21 protein-coding genes are annotated in these 22564 nt (G+C 60.5%); 7 read left to right on the forward strand and 14 right to left on the reverse strand.

The annotated features are described in order from the left end of the window. Positions 1-55 precede the first annotated feature (55 nt). The 7 genes from TX24_RS14855 to TX24_RS14885 all read right to left on the reverse strand — a co-directional run bounded on the left by TX24_RS14855 (position 56) and on the right by TX24_RS14885 (position 9540). Complete coding sequence (locus tag TX24_RS14855) at positions 56-955, reverse strand: response regulator (protein WP_003195622.1); 900 nt, start codon at positions 953-955, stop codon at positions 56-58. Positions 956-1119: 164 nt separating this feature from the next. Further along, positions 1120-1881: a phosphate signaling complex protein PhoU gene (gene phoU, locus TX24_RS14860; protein ID WP_003195624.1), complete on the reverse strand. Its 762-nt coding sequence runs from the start codon at positions 1879-1881 to the stop codon at positions 1120-1122. A 70-nt stretch (positions 1882-1951) separates the two neighbouring features. Beyond that, complete coding sequence (pstB, locus tag TX24_RS14865) at positions 1952-2785, reverse strand: phosphate ABC transporter ATP-binding protein PstB (protein WP_003195626.1); 834 nt, start codon at positions 2783-2785, stop codon at positions 1952-1954. A 164-nt stretch (positions 2786-2949) separates the two neighbouring features. Next, positions 2950-4620, reverse strand: coding sequence for a phosphate ABC transporter permease PstA (gene pstA / locus TX24_RS14870; protein ID WP_003195629.1), 1671 nt, complete (start codon positions 4618-4620; stop codon positions 2950-2952). A 15-nt stretch (positions 4621-4635) separates the two neighbouring features. Beyond that, positions 4636-6669: an ABC transporter permease subunit gene (locus TX24_RS14875; RefSeq protein WP_169878767.1), complete on the reverse strand. Its 2034-nt coding sequence runs from the start codon at positions 6667-6669 to the stop codon at positions 4636-4638. Between the two features lie 484 nt (positions 6670-7153). Beyond that, complete coding sequence (locus TX24_RS14880) at positions 7154-8140, reverse strand: phosphate ABC transporter substrate-binding protein PstS (protein ID WP_003195633.1); 987 nt, start codon at positions 8138-8140, stop codon at positions 7154-7156. 119 nt (positions 8141-8259) lie between these two features. Continuing rightward, positions 8260-9540: an MFS transporter gene (locus TX24_RS14885; protein WP_167348425.1), complete on the reverse strand. Its 1281-nt coding sequence runs from the start codon at positions 9538-9540 to the stop codon at positions 8260-8262. Positions 9541-10101: 561 nt separating this feature from the next. On the opposite strand from TX24_RS14885, the gene TX24_RS14895 reads away from it, so the two are divergent. Together TX24_RS14895 and TX24_RS14900 are read left to right on the forward strand one after the other, a co-directional pair. Further along, positions 10102-10506: an acyl-CoA thioesterase gene (locus TX24_RS14895; protein ID WP_003176975.1), complete on the forward strand. Its 405-nt coding sequence runs from the start codon at positions 10102-10104 to the stop codon at positions 10504-10506. A gap of 58 nt (positions 10507-10564) precedes the next feature. Continuing rightward, positions 10565-11464 carry a D-hexose-6-phosphate mutarotase gene (locus TX24_RS14900; protein WP_057710599.1) on the forward strand — a complete coding sequence of 300 codons (900 nt, stop codon included), beginning with the start codon at positions 10565-10567 and terminating at the stop codon, positions 11462-11464. Between the two features lie 115 nt (positions 11465-11579). Here the strand turns inward: TX24_RS14900 and TX24_RS14905 are convergent, their stop codons facing one another. From TX24_RS14905 to TX24_RS14935, 7 genes are all read right to left on the reverse strand, one after another. Then, on the reverse strand, positions 11580-12116 hold the full coding sequence (locus TX24_RS14905) for a DUF3299 domain-containing protein (protein ID WP_003195640.1): 537 nt from the start codon (positions 12114-12116) through the stop codon (positions 11580-11582). A 77-nt stretch (positions 12117-12193) separates the two neighbouring features. Next, positions 12194-12439, reverse strand: coding sequence for a GlsB/YeaQ/YmgE family stress response membrane protein (locus TX24_RS14910; RefSeq protein WP_005792540.1), 246 nt, complete (start codon positions 12437-12439; stop codon positions 12194-12196). Between the two features lie 105 nt (positions 12440-12544). Then, positions 12545-13630 (reverse strand): 5-(carboxyamino)imidazole ribonucleotide synthase, encoded by a 1086-nt coding sequence (locus tag TX24_RS14915; RefSeq protein WP_003195644.1) that lies wholly within the window; start codon positions 13628-13630, stop codon positions 12545-12547. Positions 13631-13641: 11 nt separating this feature from the next. Continuing rightward, positions 13642-14133 carry a 5-(carboxyamino)imidazole ribonucleotide mutase gene (gene purE, locus TX24_RS14920; RefSeq protein ID WP_003195648.1) on the reverse strand — a complete coding sequence of 164 codons (492 nt, stop codon included), beginning with the start codon at positions 14131-14133 and terminating at the stop codon, positions 13642-13644. A gap of 195 nt (positions 14134-14328) precedes the next feature. Continuing rightward, entirely contained in the window at positions 14329-15633 is a 1305-nt protein-coding gene (locus TX24_RS14925; protein WP_082628810.1) for a type II toxin-antitoxin system HipA family toxin, read from the reverse strand. Beyond that, positions 15630-16010, reverse strand: coding sequence for a helix-turn-helix domain-containing protein (locus TX24_RS14930; RefSeq protein ID WP_032900943.1), 381 nt, complete (start codon positions 16008-16010; stop codon positions 15630-15632). Before TX24_RS14930 ends, TX24_RS14925 begins: the two co-directional genes overlap by 4 nt. Positions 16011-16179: 169 nt before the next feature. Beyond that, positions 16180-17100 carry a LysR substrate-binding domain-containing protein gene (locus TX24_RS14935; RefSeq protein WP_057710601.1) on the reverse strand — a complete coding sequence of 307 codons (921 nt, stop codon included), beginning with the start codon at positions 17098-17100 and terminating at the stop codon, positions 16180-16182. A gap of 181 nt (positions 17101-17281) precedes the next feature. Between TX24_RS14935 and aspA the strand changes: the two genes are divergently transcribed. From aspA to TX24_RS14960, 5 genes are all read left to right on the forward strand, one after another. Further along, positions 17282-18706, forward strand: coding sequence for an aspartate ammonia-lyase (gene aspA / locus TX24_RS14940; RefSeq protein WP_003195657.1), 1425 nt, complete (start codon positions 17282-17284; stop codon positions 18704-18706). 413 nt (positions 18707-19119) lie between these two features. Beyond that, entirely contained in the window at positions 19120-19956 is an 837-nt protein-coding gene (locus tag TX24_RS14945; protein ID WP_050499539.1) for an ABC transporter ATP-binding protein, read from the forward strand. 39 nt (positions 19957-19995) lie between these two features. After that, positions 19996-20988, forward strand: a complete 993-nt coding sequence (locus TX24_RS14950; protein WP_003195661.1) for an ABC transporter substrate-binding protein — start codon at positions 19996-19998, stop codon at positions 20986-20988. 27 nt (positions 20989-21015) lie between these two features. After that, entirely contained in the window at positions 21016-21792 is a 777-nt protein-coding gene (locus tag TX24_RS14955) for an ABC transporter permease (protein WP_034134082.1), read from the forward strand. Continuing rightward, positions 21789-22556 carry an SDR family oxidoreductase gene (locus TX24_RS14960; protein ID WP_003195665.1) on the forward strand — a complete coding sequence of 256 codons (768 nt, stop codon included), beginning with the start codon at positions 21789-21791 and terminating at the stop codon, positions 22554-22556. The genes TX24_RS14955 and TX24_RS14960 overlap by 4 nt, the downstream gene beginning before the upstream one ends. Positions 22557-22564 lie beyond the last annotated feature (8 nt).

The following is a 22564-nucleotide window of genomic DNA, read 5'->3' on the forward strand; positions in this document are numbered from 1 at the left end:
GATTGCTATCGAGGGCAAGCCCGCTCCCACATGGACCAAGCGTCGCCTTGAAGGGTCACGCACCCGGCACGAAATGCTTCTGCGCCGTGCCACGGGCGATCAGGCGGGAAATGTAATCCAGCTTCTGCGCATCCTGGTCGATAAAGCGGAAGGTCAGTTGCAACCAGTCGCTGTCGGGCTTGGGCTCGTAGGCGACGATGGCGTGCAGGTAGCCGTTGAGCCGTGCGACTTCGGCGTTGTCGCCCTGCTCAAGGTCGAGCACGGCGCTTTCCAGTACCTGAGGCAGGACCTCGCCACGCTTTACCACCAGCAACGCCTCCTTGATGCTCAGGGCCTTGATCACGCATTGCTGGGTGCCGCTTGCGAGGCGCAACTGGCCCTGACCGCGACTGCCAGCCGGCGCCGCTGCCGCGGGGGCCTTGACGGGCGGGGTGTTGAGCAGGCCTTTGCTGGGCGCCGCCACCGGGGCCGGCTTGACCGCTTCGGGTTTGCCGCCGGTCAGGGCGCTCAGGGAGTCGTTGCCGAAGGCTGAGTTCATCTTGGTCGGCGCGCTGGCAATCAGTGCATCGAGGCGACCGATCTTGTGCAGGGCCTGCTTGACCTTGTTGAGCAACTGCTCGTTGGTGAACGGCTTGCTGACGTAGCCGGAAACGCCTGCCTGGATGGCCTGCACCACGTTTTCCTTGTCGCCACGACTAGTCACCATCACGAACGGCATGGCCTTCAGGTGGGCTTGCTCGCGGCACCAGGTCAACAGCTCAAGGCCGGACATTTCCGGCATTTCCCAGTCACACAGCACCAGGTCGAAGGTTTCGCGCATCAGGATGGATTGCGCCTTTTTGCCGTTCACCGCATCTTCGATCTTGATCCCAGGGAAGTAATTGCGCAGGCACTTCTTCACCAGGTCGCGAATAAACGAGGCGTCATCCACCACCAACACACTGACTTTACTCATCGACCCTTCATCCTATAAAAACGTCTGCAAAACGCCTGACTGATGGCATTTTGCCAAAACTCGCGGGTCACAGAAGGACTTTATGGCGCCTGCTGTGCAAAAAATTCAGATGCCACAAACGAAAACGCCCGGCCAGAGGCCGGGCGTTAATTTCTCGGGCAACCTTACTTATCGTCAGATTCGCCCGAAACATTAGGGATTAGATCAGCAGTGCCTTCAACTTCGGCTTTCATGCGCTTGAGGCCCATGTGCCGCACGTCGGTGCCGCGCACCAGATAAATCACCAGTTCCGAGATATTGCGCGCATGGTCGCCGATACGCTCCAGGGAACGCAGCACCCAAATGATGTTCAAGACTCGCGAGATCGAGCGCGGGTCTTCCATCATGTAAGTGGCCAACTCACGCAGCGCAGTCTTGTATTCGCGGTCGATGATTTTGTCGTACTGGGCCACAGACAACGCCAGTTCGGCGTCAAAGCGAGCGAAGGCGTCGAGGGCATCACGCACCATGTTGCGCACCTGATCGCCGATATGGCGCACTTCCACGTAGCCACGAGGGGCTTCACCCTCCTCGCACAGCTGGATGGCGCGGCGGGCAATCTTGGTGGCTTCGTCACCGATGCGCTCCAGGTCGATCACCGACTTGGAAATGCTGATGATCAAACGCAGGTCCGAGGCCGCCGGCTGGCGACGGGCGAGAATGCGCAGGCACTCTTCGTCGATATTGCGTTCCATCTGGTTGATCTGCTCATCAATCTCACGCACCTGCTGGGCCAGGCCCGAGTCGGCCTCGATCAGCGCGGTGACCGCATCGTTGACTTGCTTCTCCACCAGCCCGCCCATCGCCAGGAGGTGGCTGCGCACTTCCTCAAGCTCGGCATTGAACTGCGCGGAGATGTGGTGGGTAAGGCCTTCTTTGCTAATCATGTTGGCGTCCTTGGAGCGTCCGGTAAGGTGCGGAGAACCGCAGCGTCAGTGCAATCAGAACCACAGCTTCCTAGCCGTAGCGACCGGTGATGTAGTCTTCGGTCTGCTTCTTCGCCGGATTGGTGAACAGGGTGTCGGTATCACCGAACTCCACCAGCTTGCCCATGTACATGAACGCGGTGTAGTCGGAAACCCGCGCCGCCTGTTGCATGTTGTGGGTGACGATGACGATGGTGAACTTGGACTTGAGCTCGTAGATCAGCTCTTCGACTTTCAGGGTGGAGATCGGGTCGAGGGCCGAGCACGGTTCGTCGAGCAGCAACACTTCCGGCTCTACGGCGATGGTACGGGCGATCACCAGACGCTGCTGCTGGCCGCCGGACAAGCCGAGTGCCGATTCGTGCAGGCGGTCCTTGACCTCGTCCCACAATGCCGCGCCCTTGAGCGCCCATTCAACCGCTTCGTCGAGGATGCGTTTCTTGTTGATGCCCTGGATACGCAGGCCGTAGACCACGTTTTCGTAGATGGTCTTGGGGAACGGGTTGGGCTTCTGGAACACCATGCCCACGCGGCGACGCAGCTCGGCCACGTCTTCGCCCTTGCGGTAGATATTGGTGCCGTAGAGGTTGATCGCACCTTCTACACGGCAACCGTCCACCAGGTCATTCATGCGGTTGAAGGTTCGCAGCAGCGTGGACTTGCCGCAGCCCGACGGGCCGATGAAGGCGGTCACGCGTTGCTTGGGGATGTTCATGCTGACGTCGAACAACGCCTGCTTGTCGCCGTAGTACAGGCTCAGGCCAGGGACTTCGATGGCCACGGTTTCCTGGGCCAGGCTCAGGCTCTGCTTGTCGCGACCCAGGGCAGACATGTTGATGCCGTGGGATTGGGTTTCGTGTTGCATGGGATGCTCCCTGTGCTACCAATTCATTTCGTTGAACCGCCGGGGCGGCTTACTCAAATTCTGTGCCTGTGGGAGCTGGCTTGCCTGCGATGGCATCACTGCGGTCTTACTGATACACCGCGTCGTCTGCATCGCAGGCAAGCCAGCTCCCACATTGGATCGCATTAACTGTCCAACGCCTTGTACTTCTCGCGCAGGTGGTTACGAATCCACACCGCCGACAGGTTGAGCGTGGCGATCACCAGTACCAGTAGCAAGGCAGTGGCGTACACCAACGGCCGTGCGGCTTCGACGTTGGGGCTCTGGAAGCCGACGTCATAAATATGGAAACCCAGGTGCATGATCTTCTGGTCCAAGTGCAGGTACGGATAGTTACCGTCCAGCGGCAGCGACGGCGCCAGCTTCACTACACCCACCAACATCAGTGGTGCCACCTCACCGGCGGCACGCGCCACGGCGAGGATCATGCCGGTCATCATTGCCGGGCTGGCCATCGGCAGCACGATCTTCCACAGCGTTTCCGCCTTGGTCGCGCCGAGTGCCAGGGAGCCTTCACGCACAGTGCGGGGAATGCGCGCCAAGCCTTCTTCGGTGGCCACGATCACCACCGGCACCGCCAGCAGGGCCAGGGTCAGCGAGGCCCAGAGCAGCCCCGGCGTACCGAAGGTCGGCGCCGGCAGGGCTTCAGCGAAGAACAGACGGTCGACCGAGCCCCCCAATACATACACGAAGAAGCCCAGGCCGAAAACGCCGTAGACGATAGCCGGTACACCGGCCAGGTTGTTCACGGCGATGCGGATGATGCGGGTCAAGGTGTTCTGCTTGGCGTACTCACGCAGGTACACCGCGGCCAGTACGCCAAACGGGGTCACGATCATTGCCATGATCAGGGTCATCATCACGGTGCCGAAGATGGCCGGGAAGATCCCGCCTTCGGTGTTGGCTTCCCGTGGGTCATCACTGAGGAATTCCCAGACCTTGCTGAAGTAGAAGCCGATTTTGGTCATGGTGCCCATGGCGTTCGGCTGGTAGGCGTGCACCACTTTGCCGATACCGATTTCCACTTCCTTACCGTTGCCGTCACGTGCGGTGAGGGCGTCGCGGTTGAACTGTGCGTGCAGGTCGGCCAGGCGCGCTTCGATGTCTTGGTAGCGGGCGTTCAGCTCAGCGCGGTCGGCGTCCATGTCGGCCTGGGCGGCTGCGTCGAGCTTGCCTTCCAGTTCCAGTTTGCGACCGTGCAGGCGGATGCGCTCCAGCCCGGCGTTGATCGCGCCGATATCGGATTTTTCCAAGGTCTTGAGCTGAGCGGCGAGCTTGTTCACACGCTCGACACGCGCCTGCAGTTCCGGCCACGCAGCTTCGCCTTCAGCGATAACCTTGCCATCCTGCTTGACGTTGACCAGGGTGCCGTAGAAGTTGCCCCACTCACGACGCTCGATGGCCATCAGGTTCGCAGGCTTGGTCTGGTCCTTCAGCCACTCGCCGACGATCCAGGTGAAATCGTTGCCGTTCAGGTCGCGGTTGCCGACCTTGATCAGCTCACGGGTCATGAATTCCGGGCCTTGGTCCGGCACCGGCAGGCCCGCGCTTTTCAGGCGCTCACGCGGCACTTCTTCTTTCTGCACCACTTCGCCGATCACGATGTGGTTGGCCTGGCCTGGCACGTTGTAGTTGGCCTGGATCAGGTCGGCCGGCCAGAAATGGCCCAGGCCCCGCACCGCAATCACAGCCAGCAAACCAATGGTCATGATGACCGCGATGGACACCGCGCCACCGCTGATCCAGACGCCGGGGGCGCCGCTCTTGAACCATCCATTCAGGGAGTTCTGTTTCACAGACTTCTACCTTTCTTAAAGCGACGAGTATTTCTTGCGCAGACGCTGACGAATCAGCTCGGCGAGGGTGTTCATGATGAAGGTGAACAACAGCAGCACCAGCGCCGAGAGGAACAGCACGCGGTAATGACTGCCGCCCACTTCCGACTCGGGCATCTCCACCGCAACGTTGGCCGCCAGGGTGCGCAGGCCCTCGAACAGGTTCATCTCCATCACCGGGGTGTTGCCGGTGGCCATCAGCACGATCATGGTCTCGCCCACGGCGCGGCCCATACCGATCATCAGCGCCGAGAAGATGCCCGGGCTGGCAGTGAGGATGACCACGCGGGTCATGGTCTGCCACGGCGTGGCACCCAGGGCCAGGGAGCCCAGGGTCAGGCCGCGCGGCACGCTGAACACGGCGTCTTCGGCGATGGAGTAGATGTTCGGGATCACCGCAAAACCCATGGCCAGGCCGACCACCAACGCGTTGCGCTGGTCGTAGGTAATGCCCAGATCGTGGGAGATCCACATGCGCATGTCACCGCCGAAGAACCAGGTTTCCAGGTACGGGCTCATGTACAGCGAGAGCCAGCCCACGAACAGGATCACCGGGATGAGAATCGCGCTTTCCCACCCATCGGGAACACGCAGGCGGATCGACTCAGGCAAACGGCTGAAGACAAAGCCGGCGACCAGGATGCCAATCGGCAACAGCATCAACAGGCTGAAAATGCCCGGCAGGTGCCCTTCCACATACGGCGCCAGGAACAGGCCGGCGAAGAAGCCGAGGATCACCGTCGGCATGGCTTCCATCAGCTCGATCACCGGCTTGACCTTGCGGCGCAGGCTCGGTGCCATGAAGTAAGCGGTGTAGATCGCTGCGGCAACCGCCAGTGGCGCCGCCAGCAGCATGGCGTAGAACGCAGCCTTCAAGGTACCGAAGGTCAACGGAGCCAGGCTCATCTTGGGTTCGAAGTCAGTGTTGGCGGCCGTAGATTGCCAGACGTATTTAGGCTCGTCGTAGTTCTCGTACCAGACCTTGCTCCACAACGCGCTCCACGACACTTCCGGGTGCGGGTTGTCGAGCAGCAACGGTTGCAGCTTGCCACCCGCCTCGACGATCACACGGTTGGCCCGTGGCGACATGCCGAACAGGCCCTGGCCGTCGACCACCGGGTCCACCAGCAAGGTGCGGTGGGCGGTGCTGTGGAACACGCCGAACTGGCCAGCAGCATCCAGGGCGGTGAAGCCTTTGCGGCGCTCTTCAGCGCTGATTTCGACGACGGGCGCAGTGCCCATCTGGAAGGTGCGGATCTGCTTCAGGCGCTGTTCGCCATCCGGGTCGCGGGCCATGAACCACTGGGCCAGGCCGCCTTTGGAGTTACCCAGGATCAGCGAGATACCACCAACCAACTGGGTGCTGGCGGTGATTTCGGTGTCGGCGTCTTCCAGCAGTTTGTAGCGACCGTTGAGGCTCTTGTCGCGCAGGCCGAACACGTCGGCCAGGGCACGGCCGTTGATCACATACAGCCACTGCTGGCGTGGGTCGATGAAGATCGCCTTCACCGGCTCGGTCATCTGCGGCAGCTCGACACGTTTCTGCTCGCTGGTGACTTCACCGGTCATCATGTTTTCTTCACGGCTCAGGGTCAGCACGTTCAAGTGCGAACCAGCGGAACCTGCCACCACCAGCGAGGTGTCGGTGGCGTTGAGCGCGACGTGTTCCAGAGCGCGACCGGCGTCATCCAGCACGATCGGCGTTTCGCCGTAGGGGTATTCGATTGCCGGGGTGATGGTTTTCTTGCCGTCCGGGTACGACACCTTATAGGTGTGGCGGAACACCAGGGACTGGCCATTGGACAAGCCGAGAATCACCAGCGGGCTGCCCGGCTGATCTTCACCAATGGAAGCAACACTGGTACCGGCCGGAATCGGCAGGTCGACACGCTTGAGCTCGGCACCGGTGTCCACGGCAAAGAACAGCGCCTGGCCCTTGTCGGAAACCCGCATGGCGACCTGGTTCTGTTCTTCGAGGGAGATCATCAACGGCTTGCCGGCGTCTTGCATCCAGGCGGGCGTCAACGCGTCTTCCTTGGTCAACGAGGCGCCCTGGAACAATGGCGCAACCACATAGGCGAGGAAGAAGAAGATCAGGGTAATGGCGGCCAGCACGGCGAGCCCGCCGACCAGCACATACCAACGAGTGAAGCGATCCTTGAGCGCGCGGATTCGGCGCTTGCGTTGCAGCTCAGGCGTATTGAAATCAATGCGCTTGGGAGGGGAAGTCGTCGTCATGGTGGAATTGGCCAGATCATTCATGCGCACACCCTAGCGATCCTGTATGACAGAAAGATGACAGTGCAGTGACGCAACAAATCCGCCGCGAAGCAGGGCTGGCAGCGGATAAAAAATTAGGGATGCAGACTGCTTATGTGGGAGCGGGCTTGCCCGCGATGGCATCAACACGATTTCAACGCTAAACCGCGTCGCCAGCATCGCGGGCAAGCCCGCTCCCACAAAAAAGCATGCGTCTACATCAGGTATCGCAGGCTTAGTTGCCTTCTTTCAAACCCAGGTCAGCCAGGGCCTTGGCGGCGACTTTGGCTGGCAGTGGGATGTAGCCGTCTTTGACCACGACTTCCTGGCCCTGCTTGGACAGCACCAGTTTCACAAACTCAGCTTCCAGCGGCGCCAGTGGCTTATTCGGGGCTTTGTTGACGTACACGTAGAGGAAACGCGACAGCGGATACTTGCCGTTCAGGGCGTTTTCTTCGGAGTCTTCGATGTAGTCAGTGCTGCCTTTCTTGGCCAGTGGCACGGTCTTCACGCTGGCGGTCTTGTAGCCGATGCCCGAGTAACCGATGCCGTTCAGCGAGGAGCTGATCGACTGCACAACCGAAGCCGAGCCCGGTTGTTCGTTCACGTTTGGCTTGTAGTCGCCTTTGCACAGGGCTTCTTCCTTGAAGTAGCCGTAGGTGCCGGATACCGAGTTACGCCCGAACAGTTGCACTGGCTTGTTGGCCAGGTCGCCGGTCACGCCCAGGTCGCCCCAGGTTTTCACATCAGCCTTGGCGCCGCACAGACGCGTCGACGAGAAGATCGCATCGACCTGTTCCATGGTCAGGTGCTGGATCGGGTTGTCCTTGTGCACAAACACCGCCAAGGCATCCACGGCAACCGGGATAGCGGTTGGCTTGTAGCCGTACTTCTGCTCGAAGGCCGCAAGTTCCGTGTCCTTCATCTTGCGGCTCATCGGGCCCAGGTTGGAGGTGCCTTCAGTCAACGCAGGTGGCGCCGTGGCAGAGCCGGCAGCTTGAATCTGGATGTTGACGTTCGGGTATTCCTTTTTGTAACCCTCGGCCCACAGGGTCATCAGGTTAGCCAGGGTATCGGAACCGACGCTGGACAGGTTACCCGACACACCAGTGGTCTTGACGTAAGCCGGGATTGCCGGATCAACACCAGCGGCCACCGCGTTGGCGGTCGCAACGCCAGCAGCGACAAAAGTCATTGCCGCCATCAAACGTTTCAGTTTCATGCCTTGCTCCTAGCAGATAGGGATAATTGGATCGGGGCCAAGTATCGGCAGGCCGTGTGAACACTCTATGTCTGAAATATGACAATTAGATGAAAGGCCACTATCTGAATGTGCAGGCTTCAGCGACCGCGTTTCCACAGATACCCGCCTACCAGCATCCCCATCACGCACAGCACGGCTACGTAATAAGCCGGGCCCATCGGGCTCTCCTTCATCAGCAGCGACACCGCCAAGGGCGTCAATCCGCCGAACACGGCATAAGCAACGTTGTAGGAGAACGACAGGCCGCTGAAGCGCACCACCGGCGGGAAGGCTTTGACCATCACGTAGGGCACTACGCCGATGGTGCCGACAAACAGGCCGGTCAGGGCATACAAGGGGAACAGCCAGTCGGGATGCGCCATCAGGCTGTGATACAGCGTCCAGGAAGTCGCCAGCAGCAGTGCGCAACCGGTGACCAGCACGCGGCCGGCGCCAAAACGGTCGGCCAGCGCACCTGCGGCGATGCAACCCAGGCTCAAGGTCACGATGGCCAGGCTGTTGGCCTGCAGTGCCACCGTGGGGCTGAAGTGATAGATAGTTTGCAGCACGGTCGGGGTCATCAGGATGACTACCACCACGCCGGCCGACAGCAACCAAGTCAACAGCATCGACAGCACAATGGCGCCACGGTGATCGCGCAACACCGCGCGCAAGGGCAGTTCAGCGGCCAGGCTCTTGCGTTGCTGCATCTCGGCGAAGATCGGGGTTTCATGCAGCCAACGACGCAGATACACCGACAGCAGGCCGAATACGCCGCCGAGCAGGAAAGGAATCCGCCAGGCGTAATCAGAGACCTGTTCCGGTGTATAGGCGCTATTGATGGCGGTAGCCACCAACGAGCCCAGCAGAATACCGGCGGTGAGGCCGCTGGTCAGGGTGCCGCAGGCGTAGCCGATGTGGCGCGGCGGCACGTGCTCGGAGACGAACACCCAGGCGCCCGGTACTTCGCCGCCAATCGCCGCGCCCTGGATGATGCGCATCAGCAGCAACAGGACCGGCGCCCACAGGCCGATCTGCGCGTAGGTGGGCAGCAGGCCCATGATCAGGGTCGGCACGGCCATCATGAAGATGCTCAGGGTGAACATCTTCTTGCGGCCCAGCAGGTCACCGAAGTGCGCCATGATGATGCCGCCCAAGGGGCGGGCCAGGTAGCCTGCGGCGAAGATGCCGAAGGTCTGCATCATGCGCAGCCATTCGGGCATGTCGACGGGGAAGAACAGCTTCCCAACCACGGTGGCGAAAAACACGAAGATGATGAAGTCGTAGAACTCCAGCGCCCCACCCAGGGCAGACAGCGACAGGGTTTTGTAGTCGTTGCGGTTAAGCGGTCGTGCGGGCGGCGCAATGCTTGAAGGCACTGTGGTCATGGCAAGGCTTCTCTTATTAGTCAGATCAGGAATCCGCAACAGCGTGGGTTTGCGCCTGGCAGGTCCGGCACGATAGCAAATTGCCCGGAAAAGCACAGTCCAAACCCTTGCGCCGCATCAGCGCCACCTCGCAAGCATCCCCACTTGCGAAGCGCCTTATTCCCTTTCCGAATTGTTATGGGGGGCCGAAAACGCCATCAGATACTGACGGCCAGCGCTAAAAAGAAACAATGGTCAAACCCCTCAACTTGAATGACCGTTTTGGCCAATTTTTTGACGCCTGGAAACTCGTCTATATAGATGCACAAAATCAGGAGCAGATGGTCGTCGCGCAGGCTATCGACCGATATACTCCCAGCCCTGCACCTGTCTATTGCGTGGAAGTTGCGCGAAACCGTCGTTGGCACCGGCCAGCCGATTTCGCAGAGTTTCCCTCAAGGCGCCTTTCGAAAAACGTGACGAACGTAGTATGTTCGGGGCTGAATCGTTTTTCCAAGACGGCTATTCACCGATTACATAGTCCAAGAGTCACGGGTCAGAGGCACCCCCGGCATGATCGAACTCGAACAAGAAGATCCTATCCCGCAAGGCGATCTCGCCCTGCAAATCACCGCGCTTCCGCGTGAAACCAACGGCTTTGGCGATATCTTCGGCGGCTGGTTGGTCGCGCAGATGGACCTGGCGGGCACGGCAATGGCCAGCAAGGTCGCCGGTGGGCGCGTGGCCACCGTGGCCATTGATCGCATGGCGTTCCTGGTGCCGGTGGCCGTGGGTGCGCAGCTTTCCTTCTATACCCAGGCCCTGGAAATCGGCCGCAGCTCGATCCAGATGATGGTCGAAGTGTGGAGCGACGATCCGTTGTCCAGCGAATGGCGCAAGGTGACCGAAGCCGTATTTGTGTTCGTCGCCATCGATGGCAGCGGCCGCACGCGCTCGGTACCGTCACGGGCGCGTTAAACCTCGCCGGGTTTTAACGGTCAATTGCCCCATTGCCTGCCACTAAGAGAGCTTTGTCATGCCTACGCCCCACGTTGAGACGGTAAAAATCGACGAGCTGGACTGCTGGCGCATCCGCCACAACGGCGCCGAGTTGATGGTGGCCCAACAGGGTGCGCATATCTTCAGTTACCAGCGCGAGGGCGAACAGCCGTTGATCTGGCCGAACCCTGAGGCCGTGTTCAAGCAGGGCAAAGGCATTCGTACCGGCGTACCGGTGTGCTGGCCGTGGTTTGGGGTGTTCGACCGCAACCCGCAAAGCGTCAAAGCCATGCGCCAGAGCGATCAGCCTGCCGGCGCCCACGGTTTTGTGCGCACCGCGCGTTGGGAGCTGGCCACCACCGAACTCGACGGCCAGACGCTGCGAGTGGACCTGGTATTGCCGGTGCCGGCGGGCGGCTTTCCAGGCTGGCCCCATCAGGTAGACCTGACGCTGAGCCTGCTGCTGGACGATCACCTGCATATCCGCCTGACCAGTCACAACCGTGGCACCGACACCGTGACCCTCAGCCAGGCATTGCACACCTACTTCGCGGTGAGCGATGTGCGCAAGGTGCAGGTCGAGGGCCTGGATGGCGTGGATTACATCGATACCGCCGATGGGTGGGCCGAGAAGCAGCAAGCCGGGCTGCTTCACTTTCGCGCCGAGACAGACCGCATTTACCTGAATACGCCGGCACAGTTGAATATCGTTGATAGCGACTGGCAGCGCCGTATCCAGCTCACCAGCGAAGGCTCCAAATCCACCGTGGTCTGGAACCCCTGGACCGAACGCGCCAAGGCTTTCGACGATATGGCCGATGACGGCTGGCAGGGTATGTTGTGCATCGAGACAGCGAATGTGCTGGATGATGTGGTGAACCTGGCGCCCGGCGAAAGCCACACCTTGGGCGTGAGCATCACGGCCCTGGCCTTGTAAACCCAATCAAATGTGGGAGCTGGCTTGCCTGCGATAGCATCGCCTCAGTGCAACTGACACACCGAGTCGTCTGCATCGCAGGCAAGCCAGCTCCCACAGAGATTGGTAGCGCCAGTTAGAGATCAGATTCCTTTACTACCCGCACCTTCCCCGCCTCCAGCGCATACGCGGCATCCGCCAAGTCGTTATTGACCTTCTCCACCTTCAACGTGCCCGTGACCCACAGCGGCGTGTAGATATCATCCAGCTTCAGCCCCTTGGGATAGCGCACCAGCACCAGTTGGTTAGGCGGCGGTGGCGGCACGTGTATGCAGGCGCCCGGGTAAGGCACCAGGAAGAACAGCGTGCTGCGGCCCTTGGCGTCCGTTTCAAGCGGCACCGGGTAGCCACCAATGCGGATATTCTTGCCGTTCATGGCCGCCACCGTCTTGGTGGAATACATCACCGCAGGCAAACCTTTGCTCTGCTTCAAGCCACCCTTTTCGGTGAACGTGCCTTGGGCTTCGGGGGAGTTGTGGTCGATCTCGGGCATGGCCTCGAGGGCTTTCTGATCCGACAGCGGCATCAGGTCGAGCCAGTCGGTTTCCGGCAGTTCGCCAGCGTGCGCCAGGCCAGAGCCCAGCAGAAGAAGCGTTAACAGAAGACGGCGCATGGAGAGGCTCGGCAAATACAAGTGCCGAGCATTCTAGCCCTCTGCGCCTGCGCAGCGCAGAGGACTTTGTCGGCTGATTACTTCTTTTTGATCAGGCCGTAGATCACCAGCAACACGATGGCACCCACAAGCGCGCCGATGAAACCTGCGCCCTGGCCTGCCTGGTAGATCCCCAGGGCCTGACCGCCGTAGGTCGCGGCCAGGGAACCGGCGATACCCAGCAGGATGGTCATGATCCAGCCCATGCTGTCGTCGCCAGGCTTGAGGAAGCGCGCCAGGAGGCCGACGATCAAGCCGATAAAGATGGTTCCGATGATACCCATGGCATTTCCCTCTGATTGGTATGAGTCATGCCAAAGCCTAGTCAGGCTTTGGCATCCTGCAATCAGAGAGACGCAGAACCCCAATGGTTCCCGCCAGGGCCAGGCTTATTGTTCGGCGATCAGCGCTTCAACCTTGAGGATCTGCGCCTGCAGCGTCGCGCGGTCCTTGCAACGCAGGTTGGCGTGGCCGACCTTGCGCCCGGCCTTGAAGGCCTTGCCGTAGTGATGCACGTGGCAATCCTTGATCGCCATCACGCGCTCCACTGGCGGCACAGAACCGATGAAGTTGAGCATGGCACTCTCGCCGATCTTGGCCGTGGAGCCCAACGGCAAGCCCGCCACCGCCCGCAGGTGGTTTTCGAACTGGCTGCACTCGGCGCCTTCGGTGGTCCAGTGCCCGGAGTTGTGCACACGCGGGGCGATTTCGTTGGCCTTCAGGCCACCGTCGACTTCAAAGAACTCGAACGCCATCACGCCGACATAATCCAGTTGCTTGAGGACGCGGCTGGAATAATCTTCGGCCAGGGCCTGCAGCGGGTGGTCGGTGCTGGCCACGGAAAGCTTGAGAATGCCGCTGTCGTGGGTGTTGTGCACCAACGGGTAGAAGCGGGTTTCACCATCACGGGCCCGCACGGCGATCAGAGACACTTCGCCGGTGAACGGCACAAAGCCTTCCAGCAGGCAGGCGACGCTGCCCAGCTCGGCAAAGGTACCGACCACATCGGCGGCGGTGCGCAGGACTTTCTGGCCCTTGCCGTCGTAACCCAGGGTGCGGGTTTTCAACACCGCCGGCAGGCCGATGCTGGCGACTGCGGCGTCCAGGTCGGCCTGGGACTGGATATCGGCGAAGGCGGGTGTCGGAATGCCCAGGTCCTTGAACATGCTCTTTTCGAACCAGCGGTCGCGAGCGATGCGCAAGGCTTCGGCGCTCGGGTACACCGGCACGAACTGCGACAGGAAGGCCACGGTTTCAGCCGGGACGCTTTCGAATTCGAAGGTCACAAGGTCGACTTCATCGGCCAGTTGGCGCAGGTGGTCCGGGTCGCTGTAGTCAGCGCGTAGGTGTTCACCCAGGGCCGCAGCGCAGGCGTCCGGCGCCGGGTCCAGGAAAGCGAAGTTCATCCCCAGCGGCGTACCCGCCAAAGCCAGCATGCGGCCCAGTTGGCCGCCACCGATTACACCGATCTTCATCAATAACAACCTCAGGCGATGCGTGGGTCTGGATTGTCCAGCACGCTGTCTGTCTGCTCAGCACGGAATTTTTTCAGCACCGCATGAAACTGCGGGTGCTTGGCACCCAGGATGCTGGCCGACAGCAAGGCTGCGTTGATCGCGCCGGCCTTGCCGATCGCCAGGGTTGCCACCGGGATGCCGGCCGGCATCTGCACGATGGACAACAGCGAATCCACGCCCGAGAGCATCGACGACTGCACCGGCACGCCAAGCACGGGCAGGTGAGTCTTGGCCGCACACATGCCAGGCAAGTGCGCCGCGCCGCCGGCACCGGCGATGATCACCTCGATGCCACGGGATTCTGCTTCATCGGCATACTGGAACAGCAAATCCGGGGTGCGGTGGGCGGAGACCACCTTCACTTCGTACGGAATGCCGAGTTTTTCCAGCATATCGGCGGTGTGGCTAAGGGTGGACCAATCGGACTTGGAGCCCATGATCACGCCAACCAATGCACTCATCGTCGTGCCTCTTCTCTCTGGGCGCCCGCAGGCGCGTCAAAAAACAACAAGCCACGCGGGAGACCGGCGTGGCTTGGTGTACGAATTAAGGCCGGTTGGACCGGCCGAAGGCCGCGCAGTATACCGTAATAATCCAGATAAACAGCCCCTGGGATGACCATCTGTCTAGCGGCGCAAAGTGGCAGTTTTATTGACTTAAGAGTCAGGCGCGAGGTCCATTCGATGGGTCTTGGCAATGGCATCGATCATGACCGACGAGACCCCCACTTCTGCAGCGATCACAGGCCATTGCGCCACCGCCTCATGCACCTCACGGATGATCTGCATGGCCTTCAGCCCTTTGATCTGGCTGCCCACACTGAGCAGGTCATCGACCACAAAATTGTCGCGCTTACCGTTGATACTCATCTGATGGCTGTCGACCCAGAAGTTTCCAGGCATGTAGGACCAGGTAACGTCATAGGCAGGCGACAAATACCAGGTACCGTCAGTGTCCAGCAAAAAGCTGATGTTCTTGGTGTGGTCGTCCTGGTTTCGAGCGATAACGTTGAACACCATGCGCCTGAAAAACTGCTCCGCCTCCCGGCGCCCCAGTTTCAGCGCCCTGAACACGCTCAGGGCCTCGGCGTAGGAGTACTCACCCGGTTTTTTGTAGTCGGCATGGTCCAGTGCGCACAACGTCGCGGTGTGAATCTTGTCGCCGTCATCGGTGCGGTCGAATCGCTTGGTCATGAAGTGAGCACGCCCCCCCTCTTCAAGCAGACGGCACTCAGCCATTACCACACCGGCTTGCCTGGCCATCAGGTGGTAGGCATATTCAATGCGACCAAACCCCTGGCTATCGGCAAGCACGTCGGTGTTTTTTGCGACATCGAACTTGAGCAACCAGTAGCTATAGCCTTTGGGCGCTGGAACCTGCCCTGACCTGATATGCCCTTCGCGATTGATGGCAATGATCGCCTTTGCGCGAGCGCCACCGGCACTTGTGCCCACCTGGATCAAGCGCTGCAACGCGGCGTCGTCGACGCTAGGGTCATTGGATGCCAGCCGGTCCTCCAGGCTTTGGCGCCCCGAGAGCACCTCCCCAGCCAACTGGGCCAGCGCCGCGATCTCGATCGTTTGGGCCTCATTCGCCTCAGTATTCATGGCCGGCCGATATTCCAGCGCGCCCATCCCGCGATTACCTTGGTAAAGGAGTCGATCCACCGGCGTGAACGAAAGCTTGTCGCGACCCTGCTGCGCCAACCACGCGTTGATCAATGCATTACCGAAATCATCCGGAAGCGAGTCGGCAAAAATCGCCGGAAGCGCCTTATAGGTTTCCCGGTTCAGGTTGGTGAATGCGTAGGTGTACCCGGCGCGGGCGGGCATGTGAATGGGCGAGATCTCAAGCCCCGTGGCGACAAACTCGGGTGAAAACTCGAACTCGCCCACCTGGGTTGTCTCGTCCCAATTGAGCGCTCCGACGTATAAATCCCATAAATAGATCTGTGCAATCACCAACGGGTGTCCTTTTTGACTGCGTCGGGCACAAGGCGCTTTTTCTGGCCCGGTATAGAGGTGGTTTCGGATGAGTCTTTGCGGGTGGTATAGGCGCGCTGACGTTTTTTCCCAGCCATTTTCGCCATCTGGATGGGGCTTGAACGCACCTCCTCGACCAGAGAACTCAACCGATCCAGTTCCCCGATCACCCGCAATACCGCAATCAGATTGAGCAAGGTGCCCTTGCCCGCCATCAACTGCCGTAACGTCGTGCGGGAAATACCCGCCTCCTCGGCAACCGTTTCCTGATTGATGTTCTTCTTCACCCTCAAGGCTTCAACGCGCGAGCCAATCGTTTGTGCGATAGCTTGCTCACTCATCGTCGTCATTCGCATTTTGTGCAGTTTCCTGATCAAAAGATGGATTTACACAAACCTCTGATCAGTATTCTAGCCAATATTTATCCCGGCAAGTGATCACGTATTGAACAATACTTTTTGGGCACAAAAATGATCAAAACATGATAAAAATCGATTTATTGAGCACTAAACCACTCAATTTCATTCAAGCGAGACCTCGATCTCCTTGCGCTGCCGCACCTTCCAGCTTGCGCCACAACAACCGCACATTCGCCTTGCGCACCAACGCGCAGCGATACAAGCGAATCTCCAGCGGCACATGCCATTGCGGCCCGCCGCACACCACCAGTTCGCCCCGTGCCAACTCTGCACGTACGCTCAACTGCGGTACCCAGGCGATACCCAGGCCTTCGAGCGCCATACTCTTGAGGCTGTCGGCCATGGCGGTTTCGTAAATGGTCGTAAAGCGCAGGGCCCGCTGGCGCAGCAGCAAATTCACCGAGCGGCCCAGGAACGCGCCGGCGCTGTAGGCCAGCAGCGGCACACTGCCCTCGCCTTCCAGGTCGAACAGCGGCTTGCCATCGGCATCGGCGGCACATACCGGGAGCATTTCGGTGTTACCCAGGTGCAGCGACGGGAAAATCTCGGCGTCCATTTGCATCGCCGCGTCCGGGTCATAGAACGCCAGCATCAGGTCGCAACCGCCTTCGCGCAGGGCGTGCACGGCGTCGCCGACGTTGGTGGCCACCAGCCGCGTGGCAATGTTCAGCCCTTCGTTGCGCAACTGCGCGATCCAGCGTGGGAAGAACCCCAAGGCCAGGGAGTGGGCGGCCGCCACTTGCATGACTTCGCCCTGCCCGCCTTCCAGATGATGCAAATGGCGCAGCACTTCGCCCAGCTGTTCGACCACCGTGCGCGCCGTCACCAGAAACAACTGCCCGGCCGCTGTCAGCTCCACCGGCGTGCGTGAACGGTTGACCAGCGTCAGCCCCAACGCGGCTTCCAGGCTGCGGATACGCCGACTGAACGCCGGCTGGGTGACAAAGCGCCGCTCAGCCGCCTGGGAAAAACTACGCGTCGCCGCCAGGGCGCTGAAGTCTTCCAACCACTTGCTCTCAAGGTTCATCACTGCCTCCCACGGAATGCACCATTTTGGCACACACGCCCGCCAAGATAACCGGGTCACATCCACATTATGCCGTTTGTGCATAGGCCAGTGTTTAACAGCATTGGCCCAAAAAGTCCTACAAGCCTAGCATTCGCAGCGTTCCGGCCAGTCCCGGGTCCATATTGAGATGATCTCCGTCATGTCCTCTGCTGCATCTTTCCGTACCGAAAAAGACCTGCTTGGCGTACTCGAAGTACCGGCTCAAGCGTATTACGGCATCCAGACCCTGCGAGCGGTGAATAACTTCCGCCTCTCGGGCGTTCCGATTTCGCATTACCCGAAATTGGTGGTCGGTCTGGCAATGGTCAAGCAAGCAGCGGCTGACGCCAACCGCGAGTTGGGCCAGCTCAGCGAAGCCAAGCACGCTGCCATCAGCGAAGCCTGTGCTCGTCTGATCCGCGGCGATTTCCACGAAGAGTTCGTGGTGGACATGATTCAAGGCGGCGCTGGCACTTCAACCAACATGAATGCCAACGAAGTCATCGCCAACATCGCGCTGGAGGCCATGGGTCACCAGAAGGGCGAATACCAGTACCTGCACCCCAACAACGACGTGAACATGGCGCAGTCGACCAACGACGCCTACCCGACCGCGATCCGCCTGGGTCTGCTGCTGGGCCATGACGCGCTGCTGGCCAGCCTCGACAGCCTGATCCAGGCGTTCGCCGCCAAAGGCGCCGAGTTCAGCCATGTGCTGAAAATGGGCCGCACCCAGCTGCAAGACGCCGTGCCGATGACCCTCGGCCAGGAATTCCGCGCGTTCGCCACCACCCTGGGTGAAGACCTGGCCCGCCTGAAAACCCTGGCGCCAGAGCTGCTGACCGAAGTGAACCTGGGCGGAACCGCGATCGGTACCGGCATCAACGCCGACCCGCGCTACCAGGCCCTCGCCGTACAACGCCTGGCCACCATCAGCGGTCAGCCGCTGGTACCGGCGGCCGACCTGATCGAAGCCACCTCCGACATGGGCGCTTTCGTACTGTTCTCCGGCATGCTCAAGCGTACTGCCGTGAAGCTGTCCAAGATCTGCAACGACCTGCGCCTGCTGTCCAGCGGCCCACGCACCGGCATCAACGAGATCAACCTGCCGGCTCGCCAGCCAGGCAGCTCGATCATGCCCGGCAAGGTCAACCCGGTCATCCCGGAAGCGGTCAACCAGGTAGCGTTCCAAGTCATCGGTAACGACCTGGCCCTGACCATGGCAGCCGAAGGCGGCCAACTGCAGTTGAACGTGATGGAGCCGCTGATCGCCTTCAAGATCTTCGACTCGATCCGCCTGCTGCAACGCGCCATGGACATGCTGCGCGAGCACTGCATCGTCGGCATCACCGCCAACGAAGCCCGCTGCCGCGAACTGGTGGAACATTCCATCGGCCTGGTCACCGCGCTGAACCCGTACATCGGCTATGAAAACGCCACCCGCATTGCGCGTATCGCGCTTGAAAGCGGGCGCGGCGTGCTGGAACTGGTGCGTGAAGAAGGCTTGCTCGACGACGCCATGCTCGACGACATCCTGCGCCCCGAAAACATGATTGCCCCACGCTTGGTCCCGCTGAAGGCCTAAGCGTTTGTTGCACCGCTCACCAGGCTGAGGGACTAGACACCTCTCACCTTTTGAGGGCTTGAAGACTCGTTCTTCAGGCCCTTTTTTTTGCCTGTAATTCTTCTTATATACAGCGCACATCTTTCAACTGCGTTTCACATATAAAACATGCGCCCCGACTGCGTTACTTGAAAAAGCATTAATTGATTGCAACTTCCCATTCCGTGCACAAGCGGTGTGCAATTTCGTGCCATATAAGAACAATGGTTTCATATATGAAACGTGCGATTTTGATCCATATAAACATAAGCCGCTAATTTAAAAGGTAATTCAACAAACCTTTGTAGGAATTAACTCACTGGCATTGTTCATGCACTAAACGGCGTATCACCTATAAAACAGACCAGAGTACCTTCCTGATGGCTGTGAAAGAGATGTACGCCGTGACGCCCCAATGGAATACGCCCGCACTTAAGGAAGAGCTGGAGCCGACTGAAATTGAATTCCGTAATGTCGGTAAATGTTTCCCAGCCAAAGGTAAAACAGAAGCGCCCTTTGCCATTCGCGATGTGAACTTCAAGATCCGTCGCGGCGAGGTCGTGTCGATCATCGGCCCGTCCGGCTGTGGCAAGAGCACCATCCTCAACATGGGTTCTGGCCTGTATCGCCCCACTGAAGGTGAAGTCTTCGTGGGCGGCGAACCGGTGACCGGGCCTGTGCCGCAAGTCGCGTTCATGCTGCAAAAAGATTTGCTGATGCCGTGGCGCAGCATTCGCCGCAATGTCGAACTGGGCCTGGAGATTCAAGGCGTGCCCAGCGCGACCCGGCAGAAGGTAGCCTTGGACTTGCTCGACCGTTGCCACCTCAACGGCTTCGCCGATCACTACCCGTTCCAACTCTCCGGCGGTATGCGCCAACGCGCTGCCCTGGCACGCACCCTGGCCATCGACCCCCAGGTGTTGTTCCTTGATGAGCCGTTTTCCGCCCTCGACGCCCAGACCAAGATGATCCTGCAGCAGGACATGGCGCGGATGCTGTTCGATGAAAAGAAGACCGCGCTGTTCATCACCCACGACCTGATCGAGGGCATCGCCATGTCCGACCGGTTGCTGGTCATGAGCGCCCGCCCCGGCACCATCATCGAAGAAATCAGCATCGACCTGCCGTTTCGCGACAACCCGCTGGAGCGCCGCAAGCTACCGGAGATTGGCCCGCTGGTCGGTCGCCTGATGGAACTGCTGCACGTCGGCGCCGACACCGAACTGCACTGATTGCCGCGCTTGCGGCCCCCAACCGATTCAGGAGTTCCCATGCTCAAGTCTCTGTTCCAACGTTTCTGCGCGCTCAGCCTTGGCCTCGGCCTGACCTGCGCGGCCCAGGCGCAGCCAACCGACGTCACCTACCTGCTGCCGGCCCCACCTAACTTGCCAGCCTTTGCACCGTGGATCATCGCCAAGGAAAAAGGCTACTACGCGGCCCAGGACCTGAACCTCACGTTCATTGCCGCCAAAGGTGGCGTCGACGTGGCCAAGCAGATCGGCGCCGGCAATGCCCTGCTCGGCGGCGCCATCGGCGACACGCCGATCATGGTGCGCGGCAACGGTATTCCGGTGCGCGCCGTGGCGGTGCTGGGCGCGGGCGGCGTGACCATGATCGCCACCCATTCCAAGGACAACATCAATAACGTCAGCGACCTCAAGGGCAAGACCATGACGGTGATGTCGTATTCCGACACCACCTATTACGCGCTGCTCGCTTCGTTGCGCAAGGCCGGCCTTGGCAAGAACGATGTGGACATCCAGGCCGCTGGGCCTGCCGGCGTCTGGCAACTGTTTACGGCCAACAAGGCCCAGGCTATGGCCGGCGTGCCGGACTGGATGGTCACCGCCGAAGAAGCCGGCGCGCAGATCAAGCTGATTCCCCAGGAACAGATCTTCGAAAGCATGGCCCAGGCCATCCTCGCCTCGGATGACGCCATCAAAAACCACCCCCAGGTGGTGCGCGGTGTGGTGCAGGCCACGCTCAAAGGCATGCACGACATTATCCAGGACCCGCGTGCCGCCGCCGTCACCTTTGCCAAAGCGGTCCCGACCTACGCCGGCAAGGAAGACTCACTGGAGAAAATCTTCAAGCTCTATGTCGAGCACGTCTACGCCAACCAGCGCGTACTGGGGCACATCGACCCCGAGCGCCTGGACAAGGTCCGCCAGTTCTACGTGAGCGAAGGCATCGTCCCCCGGGAAACCCCGCTGGATGAGCTGTTCACCAACCAATTCGTCGACAGCCCGGTCGCCGCGCAATAACGCACCGGACAACAAGGTACGCATACGATGAAAAACCTGAACCCCTCCGTGCTCGGTAGCGTGGCGCTGCTGATCCTGTTCCTGGCGCTCTGGCAATGGGGCCCCGGGCTGCTCGGCATGCCCGAATTCGTCATGCCCAAACTCAGCCGCGTGGCCCAGGAAAGCCTGGTGATGTGGCACAGCGGCGGCCTGCTGCAACACACCCTGATCACCGCCATGGAGATCGTCGTCGGCTTCGCCCTGGGCGCCTTGCTGGGCGTGATGATTGGTGTGTCCCTGGGCCTGTCGCCCGCGGCGGAAGCAATGCTGTCGCCCTACATCCTGGCGTTGCAGATTGCACCGAAGGTCGCCTTTGCGCCGCTGTTCGTGATGTGGCTGGGCTACACCATCTACCCGAAAATTCTGATCGCAATCCTGATTGTGTTTTTCCCGGTGATGATCAACGTGCTCTCGGCGATCCGCACGGTCGACCCGGACATGATCAACCTGGTGCGCACCATGAACGCCAGCCGCTGGCAGATCTTTCGCCTGGTGGAATTTCCCTCAGCCATGGCCGCGCTGTTTTCCGGCCTGCGCATCGCCTCCACCCTGGCCGTGATCGGCGTCACCGTCGGTGAGCTGGTCGGCGGCAACCAGGGCCTGGGCTTTCTGTTGGTGGACGCCGAGGGCCAAGGCAACACGGCCGGTGTATTCGTCGCCATCGTCATGCTCACCCTGATTGGGGTGGTCGCCTACGGCGCCGTGGTGTGGGCAGAAAAACGCGTCCTGCACTACATGCCCAAAGCCATGTTGAGCACGCAATGATGACCGACCGTAATCGTTTGCTCGAAGGTCGCCGCGTACTGGTGACCGGCGGCGCCCGTGGCCTGGGTTACGGGTTCGCCCAGGCCATCGGCCAGGCCGGTGCTCGCGTGGTGATTGCCGATGTGCTGCAAGACCGTGTGCAACAGGCGGCGTGTGAACTGCAAGCCCTGGGGCTGGACGTGCAGGCTGTCACTGTCGACCTGGCCCAGCCTGAGTCGATCCAGGCATGCATCAGCGCGACACTCGATTTGCTGGGCGGCCTCGATGGCCTGGTGAACAACGCCTCCATCACCAACTCCGGTGGCAAAGGCTGCGAAGACCTGAGCATCGACACCTGGGACCAGGTGATGCAGGTCAACGTGCGCGGCACCTGGCTGATGACTACCGCCTGCCTGCCGGCACTGCGTGCCAGTGGCCACGGCGCCATCGTCAACCTGGCCTCCGACACGCCCCTGTGGGGCGCGCCAAACCTGTTGGCCTACGTTGCCAGCAAGGGCGCAATCATCGCCATGACCCGCAGCCTGGCCCGCGAGCTGGGCGCCGACAACATCACGGTCAACGCCATCGCCCCTGGCCTGGTGCTGGTGGAAGCCACCGCCTACGTGCCCGAGGCTCGTCACCGTTTGTACAACGACCAGCGGGCCATCCAACGCCCGCAATTGCCCGAAGACGTCAGCGGCGCCGTGCTGTTCGCGCTGTCCGACCTTGCCCGCTTCATCACTGGACAAACCCTGCCGGTCAACGGCGGGTTCGTCATGCCTTGATCTGGAGA

The sequence above is a fragment of the Pseudomonas lactis genome (assembly GCF_001439845.1).
In the GTDB taxonomy this organism is placed as follows: Bacteria; Pseudomonadota; Gammaproteobacteria; order Pseudomonadales; family Pseudomonadaceae; genus Aquipseudomonas; species Aquipseudomonas lactis.

What these genes read in the sequence shown, in the direction of transcription:
- TX24_RS14855 (WP_003195622.1), bottom strand. Translation starts at nt 955, where the DNA reads ATGAGTAAAGTCAGTGTGTTGGTGGTGGATGACGCCTCGTTTATTCGC.
- phoU (WP_003195624.1), bottom strand. Translation starts at nt 1,881, where the DNA reads ATGATTAGCAAAGAAGGCCTTACCCACCACATCTCCGCGCAGTTCAAT.
- pstB (WP_003195626.1), bottom strand. Translation starts at nt 2,785, where the DNA reads ATGCAACACGAAACCCAATCCCACGGCATCAACATGTCTGCCCTGGGT.
- TX24_RS14875 (WP_169878767.1), bottom strand. Translation starts at nt 6,669, where the DNA reads ATGCAAGACGCCGGCAAGCCGTTGATGATCTCCCTCGAAGAACAGAAC.
- TX24_RS14880 (WP_003195633.1), bottom strand. Translation starts at nt 8,140, where the DNA reads ATGAAACTGAAACGTTTGATGGCGGCAATGACTTTTGTCGCTGCTGGC.
- TX24_RS14895 (WP_003176975.1), top strand. Translation starts at nt 10,102, where the DNA reads ATGATCGAACTCGAACAAGAAGATCCTATCCCGCAAGGCGATCTCGCC.
- TX24_RS14900 (WP_057710599.1), top strand. Translation starts at nt 10,565, where the DNA reads ATGCCTACGCCCCACGTTGAGACGGTAAAAATCGACGAGCTGGACTGC.
- TX24_RS14905 (WP_003195640.1), bottom strand. Translation starts at nt 12,116, where the DNA reads ATGCGCCGTCTTCTGTTAACGCTTCTTCTGCTGGGCTCTGGCCTGGCG.
- TX24_RS14910 (WP_005792540.1), bottom strand. Translation starts at nt 12,439, where the DNA reads ATGGGTATCATCGGAACCATCTTTATCGGCTTGATCGTCGGCCTCCTG.
- TX24_RS14915 (WP_003195644.1), bottom strand. Translation starts at nt 13,630, where the DNA reads ATGAAGATCGGTGTAATCGGTGGCGGCCAACTGGGCCGCATGCTGGCT.
- purE (WP_003195648.1), bottom strand. Translation starts at nt 14,133, where the DNA reads ATGAGTGCATTGGTTGGCGTGATCATGGGCTCCAAGTCCGATTGGTCC.
- TX24_RS14930 (WP_032900943.1), bottom strand. Translation starts at nt 16,010, where the DNA reads ATGCGAATGACGACGATGAGTGAGCAAGCTATCGCACAAACGATTGGC.
- TX24_RS14935 (WP_057710601.1), bottom strand. Translation starts at nt 17,100, where the DNA reads ATGAACCTTGAGAGCAAGTGGTTGGAAGACTTCAGCGCCCTGGCGGCG.
- aspA (WP_003195657.1), top strand. Translation starts at nt 17,282, where the DNA reads ATGTCCTCTGCTGCATCTTTCCGTACCGAAAAAGACCTGCTTGGCGTA.
- TX24_RS14945 (WP_050499539.1), top strand. Translation starts at nt 19,120, where the DNA reads ATGTACGCCGTGACGCCCCAATGGAATACGCCCGCACTTAAGGAAGAG.
- TX24_RS14950 (WP_003195661.1), top strand. Translation starts at nt 19,996, where the DNA reads ATGCTCAAGTCTCTGTTCCAACGTTTCTGCGCGCTCAGCCTTGGCCTC.
- TX24_RS14955 (WP_034134082.1), top strand. Translation starts at nt 21,016, where the DNA reads ATGAAAAACCTGAACCCCTCCGTGCTCGGTAGCGTGGCGCTGCTGATC.
- TX24_RS14960 (WP_003195665.1), top strand. Translation starts at nt 21,789, where the DNA reads ATGATGACCGACCGTAATCGTTTGCTCGAAGGTCGCCGCGTACTGGTG.